The following is an 8,837-nucleotide window of genomic DNA, read 5'->3' as shown; positions in this document are numbered from 1 at the left end:
GACCGTGGTGCTGCGCGATTCGCGATTGAAAACGGGGGCTATATTGGCCGTGATCTGGCGGTTGCCGGACGAGGATGTACTGATCGACTGGGCTGGCGCTACAGCGGGTGAGGCGCGCGCCCCGATTCCGGCCAGTGTGGTTGCGGCCAGCCTGGGCAAGACGGTCGAGGTGACGAATGTGATTCTGCTGGATGGGAGTTCTGGCGTGGCAAGCCCCACCTTGGCATTAAGGGTACAGGATCTGCCGGCCACGGCATTGAAACCGCCCAAGGTGGTGCAGGCTAGCGACGGAACGTTGGATCTGAATACCTTTTCCACAGCCGCAACCGTGTCGGTCGATCCTTGGCCGTTGATTGCGACCGGCCAAACTTACTGGCTGCGCGCGCGCGGGACACTGGATGACGGCACGACGCGCAGCGAAGAGCTGGCGATGGGAGCCGCAGTGACGGCCGCGCAAGTGAGCTCAGGGCTGCACATCAACCTGCCCCGCAGTTTTCTGTTGCGACTGGAGAACACCCTGCCACTGACCCTGGAACTGAAAGTGGGTATGGGCAAGAGCGTGAGTGAAAGTGAAGCGGTTATATTTCCTGAAGGAGTGCTGAACATGACTCAGTTGAATTTGGTGCTGCCTGCACCAACAGTGGAAAACGAAACCAATGGGCACCTGGATCCTGCGGGTATTCCTGGTACAGGTGTGAAGATCACGACACCGGCGTATGGAGGAATCGAACCAGGCCAATGGGTAGGGTTGGAATGGACGGCGGTGGATGACGCAGGGTCCATCACATTGCCTGCGCGCGAAGTGCTGGCGCAGGACTCACTGGAATTCGTGATTCCAAAAGCGACAGCTTTGTTGAGTGCGGGTAAAGCGGTCAGTGTTGCGTACACAGCGAGGCGAGTGAGCGGCGGCCTTGTTCAAACCTCTACACCAAGGGCTTTCGAGGTGTCTGTTGGTGACCCTGGCGCAGGCCCTGTTCTGGAAGACTTTGAAGAGTTTTCTCTTGGGCCAATTGGACTTCCAGTCACGCTGGCTTCAGAGTGTAGACTGAGTATTGATGGAAGCGTTCAAGATATCGATTTCGACGCAAAAATTGGCAACGAGTCAGGAAAGTCACCCTTTGTGACAGGTAAGTATCTAGAGCTGCATACCCGTCCGATTGCAGCGTTTTTTTTGGACTTTATAGAACCAGTCAATCAGTTCCAGCTAGGTGTGTACTTCAAGGATTTAGCAGCGAAGGGTGGGTTTTTGAAAGTGCATGAAGTCCACGGTGTAGTCGCGGAGTACGACCTGAAAGTTGGGTATGCTTGGGAAGCATTTCAGTCAGAGTCTGGTCAAAACACAATATCCGCTATCAAACTCGGCCTGATGGATGGCACGTCTATCCGATTGGATAATCTAAGTTTCAAGCGCGTGTGATTTTATCCTTTGTATGTAGATTACAAGATCGCGTAGCCTGTACGTATTGGTTTTTGGTGTCAGGAGAGTGATACGACCCTACCGTTGGGCAATCATCGGTAGGGCTCGTTTTTCAAGGTCTCTACGCACGAACGTGTTCTCATAAGAGCAGACGCTTTTCGCTCGGGATTTGCTGATCGTCATTATGCCATAACCCCCGCCTTCCGCCGCCCGCCATGCCCGATCACCGCGCCCGACGATCCGAGCGAGCCAGGGTTCAACTACAACTTCGTCGTGCGAAAACGCAGCATGGTGTGGCTGAAGATACCTTCGATGTCAAAGCTGAGCAGCGTGGTCGACGAGGCCTAGTTTAAGCAGCTGCGCGAGCAAGACTGCCTAAAGGGTTGGCACTGAGAGCAAGGCGTGAACCGACGCGGCGGGCTGCCTGACGCGAGGAGCGCAGCGATGCTCGCGTCTTCCCGTGCCCCAGTTCTCCTGCTCGGCAGCGAGCACTGCATTGATCATGGCCTTGGCCGTGAGCAAGCCTTCGGGGTGACGCTGGTACAACGCCACGCCGATGTTGATTGCCAGCCGTTCGGCGGGCGTGTGCCAGTGGCGCAAGGTGCGCTGTTGCAAAGGCGTCTGCGCGTCGATGCCGTCGATCAGTACGCCTAGGCGAAAGCCTGCAGCCATGCCCAGGTATCCGTAGTGAATACCGCCCCAGAGACCGACGTGATACAGATGTTGCCCTTGCTTGTGCCAGGTGGAGCTCTGCAGTTGCGCGACTTTGGCGCGGTAGTTCCACTCGCGGTTTTCGTCCATCTGCTCGATCCATAGGGCCACCGCTTCGTCCTTGCAGGCCCTGGCCACCTGCTGTGGGTTGCGCACCCACCAACGTGCGTGCCACGGCAGCGCTTGGTAGGTGCGCATGGCGTTGGTTGCATCGTAGCGGTTGAATTGTTTGATCTTGCTCACGACGGCGTGGCGGACGTTGCGATTGATCTCGCCGGCCATGTAGGTGGTGATCGACAGCAGCTGGTCTGGATGGCCACAATTCTGCACGGCGTTAGGCCGCGGCATTATCGTATGTCGCGCTTTGACCTTTTTCGATGACTCGTACTGGGTACTGAACGACGACGGGATCAGCAGGGCGTTGCAGGCACAGCTGCTGGTGCTGTCGAGGCTGCCGGCAACGCGTCGACCGTTGCTCTTGAGCTGCTCGACGCCGCCGACGATGTGAAACTCGCCGGTGCTTTTTCCGCAGGACACGCGATCGCCTTCGCGCGAACGCGGAACGCCGAGCAGGGTGACGCCCCGCTCGCCACCAAGGACCGTGCCGCCACACGATGTCTTGTCGCCCAAGCGGATGAAGTAGACCAGTTTCATGTCCAACCCCCCTGCTCTGCCGCTGGCCCACGCAGGGCCGCCAAGCGACAGGAGTTTCCGGGAGTTGTGGAAGTACGTCTGTAGGACCCATCCGACGCAGATGCAGGAAAAGTCCTGAATTCCGTGCGCGACGTACGTTGCGGCTACATTTCTCGGGGCAAACGCTGATCCAGCAGCACACGCAGGGCACTGCCGTCCGGCCAGTTGCGCAGCAACCGTTCACGGTCGCGCTGGTGGGCAGGGGCGAAGCTGCTGTCGCTGCCGTGTTGCTGCATGGCGTCGAGGTCGATCAGCGCCCAGCGGCCGTCGTGCCAGAACAGGTTGTGGCCCTTGAGGTCGCCGTGACTGATGCGTTCGCGGATCAGGTCGACGAACAACTGGTCCAGGGCCTGAAGCTGATCCTCGGGAACGTCACCCGTGTCGACATGGGCGGCGAAGGCTTCGATCAGGTCCGGGCCGCCCAGGTGTTCGGTCATCAGGTAGGCTTCGCGACGCAGCCACAGCACGCGCTTTTCCAGCACACCGAGCGGCTTGGGGGTAGCGATGCCGAGGAACAGCAGGCGATTGCCCTCGACCCACGAATGCCAGGCGCGGCTCGGGCGCCAGAAGCGCTTGCCCCAGTGCAGCAGGTTCTTGATGTTGTAGCGTTTGATCAGCAGGTCGCGGCCTTGGCTGTGCACGCGGCCGACCGTGGCGGCGCCACCGGTCTTGTAGACATGGCCTTGTTCGAGCAGGGCATCGGCCTGCTCCAGCACGGGCAGGATGGCCGCTTCTTCTTCTCGGCGTACGGCGCGCAGGCCAGACGCGCTGTCCTGCACACTGAACAGGCTGCATTCGCGGCCCACTTTGCTCAGATAGTCCTTCAGGCGCCAGGCGCGGACCTTGTCGATCTGCTTTTGCAGGGCTTCCATGGGCAGGCCGTGCTCGCCATTGGCCAGCAGGTAATACACCAGCAGCTCTTCGGTGAAGGGCTCGAGGTGCTTGGGCAATTGGGCGAAGAAAACGCCAAGGTTTTCCAGGACCTTTTGCCGCGACAGGGGCTTGCCGGCCTCTTCGGCCTGGATGCCGGCGCCGTCGATGAGGAACACCTGGCCGTTGTGGCGCAGCAGGTTGTCCAGGTGCAGGTCTTGCTGCCACAGGCCCTTGCCGTGCATCTGGCCGATGACACCGAGGGCTTCGCTGAGCACCACGGTTTGTTCGTCGGCCAGGGGCGGCAGGGTTTCCACACGGGTCCAGTCGTCGGCCAGGCTCTGGGCGTTTTCCAGGTACTCGAACAGCAGCCAGCCGCCCTCGCCTTCCTGCAGGCCGTCGGCGAGCAGTTGTGGGGTGGTGAGGTGTTGTTCGGCCAGCAGGCGCACGCCTTCCAGTTCGCGCTGGAAATGCCGGGCAGCCTTGCTGCCGACCAGCAGTTTGGCGAGCACCGTGCGGCCGCGCCAGATACCGGCACCGACGTAACGCTGGCCGGGCAGCACGCGCAACAGGGTCAGCAGTTGCAGCTCGGCGGGGCCGGCGGCGTCAGCCAGGGTGATGCTCAGGGGCAACGCGGGAGTGCGGCCGGCTTGGGTCAGTTCAGACAGGCGCATCAGCGGCCTTCCTTGTGGTTGCGACGGCGGCTCAAACGTTGAAGCCAGGCATCGACCAGAGGGCTGGTTTCGGGCTGGGCCAAGTACGCGGCGAGCAAAACGCGAATGTCAGCGGCCTGCCAGCGCGGTGCCCGGCGCAGCAAAGGTTCGAGGTCCTTGGCGCGGTCGCGCTGGCCGAACAGCAGCGGGCGAGTCTTTTCCAGGTCGATCAATTGCGCCTGGTAGCCGCTGGCCGTGGCGCGCAGAAAAATATGCTTGGGGTAGAAGCAGCCATGCACCTGCCCCGCCGAATGCAGGATACGCCCCAGCTCGCCGCACGCCACCAGCACCGCGCGACGCTCTTCGGGGGCCAGGGTGGGCCACTGCTGCAGCACCGCTTCGAGGTCGGACCAGCCGTCCAGGGCGCGGGTCATGAGCATGGCACGGGTTTCACCCTGAACCTGGCGCTGACCGTAGAACACCGCCTGCAACGCCGGGATGCCCTGCTTGCGATAGCGGCTGATGTTGCGAAACTCGCGGGCGAAGGTTGGCTCGCCGAAGGGCCGGGCCAGGGTACGGGTCAAATAGTTGCTCTGCCGCTTGAGGTAGAAACCACGGCCTTCCAGGTCCAGCCGATACACGCTGCTCCAGCCGCCACGGCCGGTGTTGGGTTCGTCCACGGCGTCCAGTTGCAGGTTCCACAGTGCATCGAATGTGGCCAGCCCGTGGCGCTCCAGCAAGGCGCGCTCCTCGCTGGCGATGAAGTCGCTCATTCGCGGCCCTCGAAGAATTTTACGATCTTGCGCACACGCAGCTTGTCCGAGGCATTGAGCTTTTCGCGGCGGCGGTACTGCAGGTAGAAGCGCAGGCGCTGGGTGTTGGACAGTTCGCTCTTGCCCAGCTTGTCCAGGCAGGCGAGGTCCTTGATGATGCGATAGCGCAGCATGAAGCTGCGCCAGAACGCACCATTGGGACAGTCGATGAAGTACAGCACGTCCTTGTCGTCCACCAGCAGGTTGCGCCACTTCAGATCGTTGTGGGTGAAGTGGTTGTCGTGCAGCGTGCGCGTGTGCTGTGCCAGCTGCCGGCTGATGTGGTCGACCCAGGCCCGGTTGCGCAACCGCGGATCGTCGCTCAGCGCCAGTTGGTGCAGGTCTTGGGTGTTGGGCAGTTCGCGGGTGATCAGCGCTCCGCGGTCATAGCTGGCACCGTTGCGTTCCAGGCCCCAGGCCACCACTTCGGCAGTGGGAATGCCCCACTTGGCGAAGCGCTTGAGGTTCTGCCATTCGGCCCTCACCCTTGGCTTGCCCAGGTGTGCGCGCAGGCCCTTGCCGGCACCCACGTAGCGTTTGACGTAATAGTTGACCCCACTGCGCTGCACGCGAATCACCTCGGACAACGGGTCGCGGGTCAGGCGCTCGCCGGTGAGGGCGAACACGCTGTCCAGGCTGCCGAAGTCGGCCTGCAGGTGCTCGTAGCCCGCTTCCAGGTTCCAACCCGCCATCAGAGAGCATCCCCGTAGCGCAATTTGCGGTCGTACAATTTGTTCGCCTTGCCGTCGAGCCAGCCGAGTAGTACGGCTTCTTCCTTGAGCACGCGGCGCAGGGGCCATTGAAAATAGTCACGCAGGAAGCGCAGCTTGTCGCGGCGCGTCAGGCCAATGTCCAGCGCCGAAAAATACAGCGCGGCGAGGTCCTTGTCGCGCCAGCGGCGAGTGATGCGCGGACGGACCTGGGCACGGTGCAGATCGATCACCGAGAGCTTGAAATCGTCGGCCTTGACCGGCTTGTCGGTGTGCAGCAGAAAGTGGCAGATGTAGCAGTCGCGGTGGTTCACGCCGGCGCGGTGCATCATGCCGACCATGCGCGCCACTTCGGCGATCAGTGCGCGCTTGAGCGCCGGTTGCGGCGGCTGCTTGGCCCAGTTCAGGCTCAGCACTTCCAGGTCGATGGTAGGCGCCAGCTCTTCGGTGATGATGAACGAATGCTGATCGGCCGGGTTGCTGCCGCGCTCGCCGTAGGCCACTGCCGTCATGCTCGGCACGCCGGCCTCGCGCAGGCGCTGGATGGCCTTCCACTCCTGGCCGGCGCCAAGCACCGGCAGCTTGGCGGTGAGCAGGTTCTTGGCGATCTCCGCCCAGCCGATGCCGCGGTGGATCTTGACGAAATAGCCCTTGCCATCGACTTCGGTGCGCAGCGTACGGCGCGCCTCGAGCTCGCGGAACACTTCACCTTGCAGCGCTTCGACGGCCACGAACGGATCGCGCCCGGCCCACAGCGTCTTGAACGGCTCGTCGAGCACCAGCTTCATGGTCGCGCCTCCAGGATAACGTCGGCGGCATGCTCGGGCATGCTGTAGATGTCGGCGCTGTCGGCGAAGGCCAGGCCATTGGCCGACCAGGCCGCGCGGGCGCTGTCGTCCTCGAGCATGCGCTGCAGGTAGCGGTTGAGCTCTTCCTGCTCGAAGGGCTCGCTGAGCACCAGCCCGGCGTCGGCCTGGGCGATGTAATGGGCATAGCCGCACACTGCCGAAACCAGCACCGGCAAGCCAGCCACCACCGCTTCGAGCAGCACGGTGCCGGTGTTCTCGTTGTAGGCGGGGTGAATCAGTACATCGGCGCCGAGCAGGAAGCGCGGAATGTCACTGCGGCCCTTGAGGAACTGCACGCGGTCGCCCAGGCCGAGCGCTGCGCCCTGCATCTGGAACAGCTTGGGGTCGTCCTGGCCGATGACCATCAGCCGCACGCGCTTGCGCAGCGCCGCGGGCAAGGCCGCCATGGCCTTGAGGCTGCGGTCCACGCCCTTGGTCTTGAAGCCGGAGCCGATCTGCACCAACAGCAGCTCGTCGTCCTCGAGCATGAATTCGCCACGGAATTCGGCGCGGATCAGCGCCGCGTCCGGCGGCGCGCGACGGTCGTGGGCGATGCCCGGCGGCAGCAGGTGAAAGCGTGCCAGCGGAGTGTCGTAATGCTTGATGAACAGCGGTTGCTGGACCTCGGAAATCATCAGGATTTCGGTTTTCGCGTCGCGCCCGAACACGGCCCGCTCGTAGTCGGCGAAATGCTTGTAGCGCCCCCAGTAGCGGTACAGCGAATGACGCAGGTTCTGTGCCTTGTCTTCGTAGCAGCCGTCGGCCGCGTAGTAGACGTCCAGGCCGGGCATCTTGTTGAAGCCGATCAGGCGATCGACCGGGCGTTTGGCCAGGTCGGCCTGCATCCAGCTCAGCAGTTTCTCGTTGCGCCGATGGTTGAAGAACGCCTTGACCGGCGCGACGTGCACCTCGAAACCTTCGGGCACCTCGCCTTCCCAGATCAGCGTGTAGACGCGGATGCCGTGGCCACGGCGCTGGCACTCCAGGGCAATGCGCATGAAATCGCGCTGCAGGCCACCAAAGGGAAAATACTTGTAGAGCACGAATGCCAGTTGCATCAGCGAAGATCCTCGGCCAGTAACACGGTGCTCAGTCGGCTTGCCACGCGCTCGGGGTCGAGCCGGGTGAAACACAGCGGCCACTCGCGTTTGAGATCGAACCGACGCTGGTCTTCCGGCGTCGGCTGGTAGGTACAGGTTTTCTGCAGGCACGGCGCGCAGGGGGGGAAATCGCTGGCCAGGTGGATCTGGCCACGACCGTAGGCGCCGGTCAGGCCAACGTTGGTCGGGCCGAACAGGGAGATGGTCGGCACGTCGAGGGCGGCGGCCAGGTGGCCAAGGCCAGTGTCGACCGCCACGCAGGCGCGCGCTTCGGCCAGGGTCTGCGCCATCCCGGCCAGGTTCAACCGAGGCAACACCACGCAGTTCTTGAGGCCTGCGGCAATGCGTTGCGCGCGTTCGCGTTCGCTGTCGCTGCCCCATGGCAATCGCACCTGGATGTGGGCATGCCCCAAGCGTTCGGCCAGCTCGCGCCAGTAGGCTTCCGGCCAATGCTTGGTGTCCCAGGTGGTGCCGTGCAAAAACACCACGAACGCCGGGCCGGGAATCAGGTCGCGCCACTGCAGGCGATTGAGGCCGTAGTCGCCGGTGCCTTTGGGTAGGTCATAGCCCAGTGCCAGGGCGAACAGCTGGCGCACGCGTTCGACCGCGTGCTGGCCGCGCGCGACGGCCAAACGCCGATGATAGAAACGACTGGCCAGGCCTTCGCGCGCCGAGCCCTTGTCGAGGCCGGCCACCGGAGCCTTGACCAGACGCGTCAGCCAGGCGCTCTTGAGCAGCCCCTGGGCGTCGATCACCAAGTCATAGCGGTTGGCGCGCAGACGCTGACGCAGTAGCTTGAATTCGCCGCTTTTGTAGGCCTGCCAAAGGTTCTTGCGCCAGCGGCGTATGGCCACTGGAATGACCGTGTCCACGGCCGGATGCCATTTCGGGATCTCGGCGAAACCCTCCTCCACCACCCAGTCGAAACGGATGCCTGGCACGGCACGGGCCGCGTCGGTCAGCGCCGGGAGGGTATGGATGACGTCGCCCATGGACGAGGTCTTGATCAGCAGTACCCGCAAT

General features: G+C 62.8%; 7 protein-coding genes and 1 pseudogene. 1 reads left to right on the top strand and 7 read right to left on the bottom strand.

The genetic code is table 11. The features are described 5' to 3' along the window. Positions 1-1,417: pseudogene (locus tag H7993_RS14505) on the top strand (hypothetical protein); the annotation flags it as partial. A 375-nt stretch (positions 1,418-1,792) separates the two neighbouring features. On the opposite strand, the gene H7993_RS14500 reads toward H7993_RS14505, so the two are convergent. The 7 genes from H7993_RS14500 to waaC form a co-directional block, all read right to left on the bottom strand. Beyond that, positions 1,793-2,782: a polymorphic toxin type 44 domain-containing protein gene (locus H7993_RS14500; protein ID WP_185794792.1), complete on the bottom strand. Its 990-nt coding sequence runs from the start codon at positions 2,780-2,782 to the stop codon at positions 1,793-1,795. A gap of 143 nt (positions 2,783-2,925) precedes the next feature. Continuing rightward, a complete protein-coding gene (locus H7993_RS14495) occupies positions 2,926-4,365 on the bottom strand; it encodes a lipopolysaccharide kinase InaA family protein (protein ID WP_185794791.1) in 1,440 nt (479 codons plus the stop codon). Beyond that, complete coding sequence (locus H7993_RS14490) at positions 4,365-5,117, bottom strand: lipopolysaccharide kinase InaA family protein (RefSeq protein ID WP_185794790.1); 753 nt, start codon at positions 5,115-5,117, stop codon at positions 4,365-4,367. Before H7993_RS14490 ends, H7993_RS14495 begins: the two co-directional genes overlap by 1 nt. Then, positions 5,114-5,848, bottom strand: a complete 735-nt coding sequence (locus H7993_RS14485) for a lipopolysaccharide kinase InaA family protein (RefSeq protein ID WP_185794789.1) — start codon at positions 5,846-5,848, stop codon at positions 5,114-5,116. Before H7993_RS14485 ends, H7993_RS14490 begins: the two co-directional genes overlap by 4 nt. Further along, positions 5,848-6,654, bottom strand: coding sequence for a lipopolysaccharide core heptose(I) kinase RfaP (gene rfaP, locus H7993_RS14480; RefSeq protein ID WP_185794788.1), 807 nt, complete (start codon positions 6,652-6,654; stop codon positions 5,848-5,850). The genes H7993_RS14485 and rfaP overlap by 1 nt, the downstream gene beginning before the upstream one ends. Next, positions 6,651-7,772, bottom strand: coding sequence for a glycosyltransferase family 4 protein (locus H7993_RS14475; RefSeq protein ID WP_122479758.1), 1,122 nt, complete (start codon positions 7,770-7,772; stop codon positions 6,651-6,653). The genes rfaP and H7993_RS14475 overlap by 4 nt, the downstream gene beginning before the upstream one ends. Further along, positions 7,772-8,836 (bottom strand): lipopolysaccharide heptosyltransferase I, encoded by a 1,065-nt coding sequence (waaC, locus tag H7993_RS14470; protein WP_185794787.1) that lies wholly within the window; start codon positions 8,834-8,836, stop codon positions 7,772-7,774. The genes H7993_RS14475 and waaC overlap by 1 nt, the downstream gene beginning before the upstream one ends. Position 8,837 lies beyond the last annotated feature (1 nt).

The sequence above is a fragment of the Pseudomonas baltica genome, assembly GCF_014235765.1.
GTDB lineage: Bacteria > Pseudomonadota > Gammaproteobacteria > Pseudomonadales > Pseudomonadaceae > Aquipseudomonas > Aquipseudomonas baltica.
The sequence above is the reverse complement of the archived record's forward strand: the minus strand, read 5'-3'. Positions and strand labels throughout refer to the sequence as shown.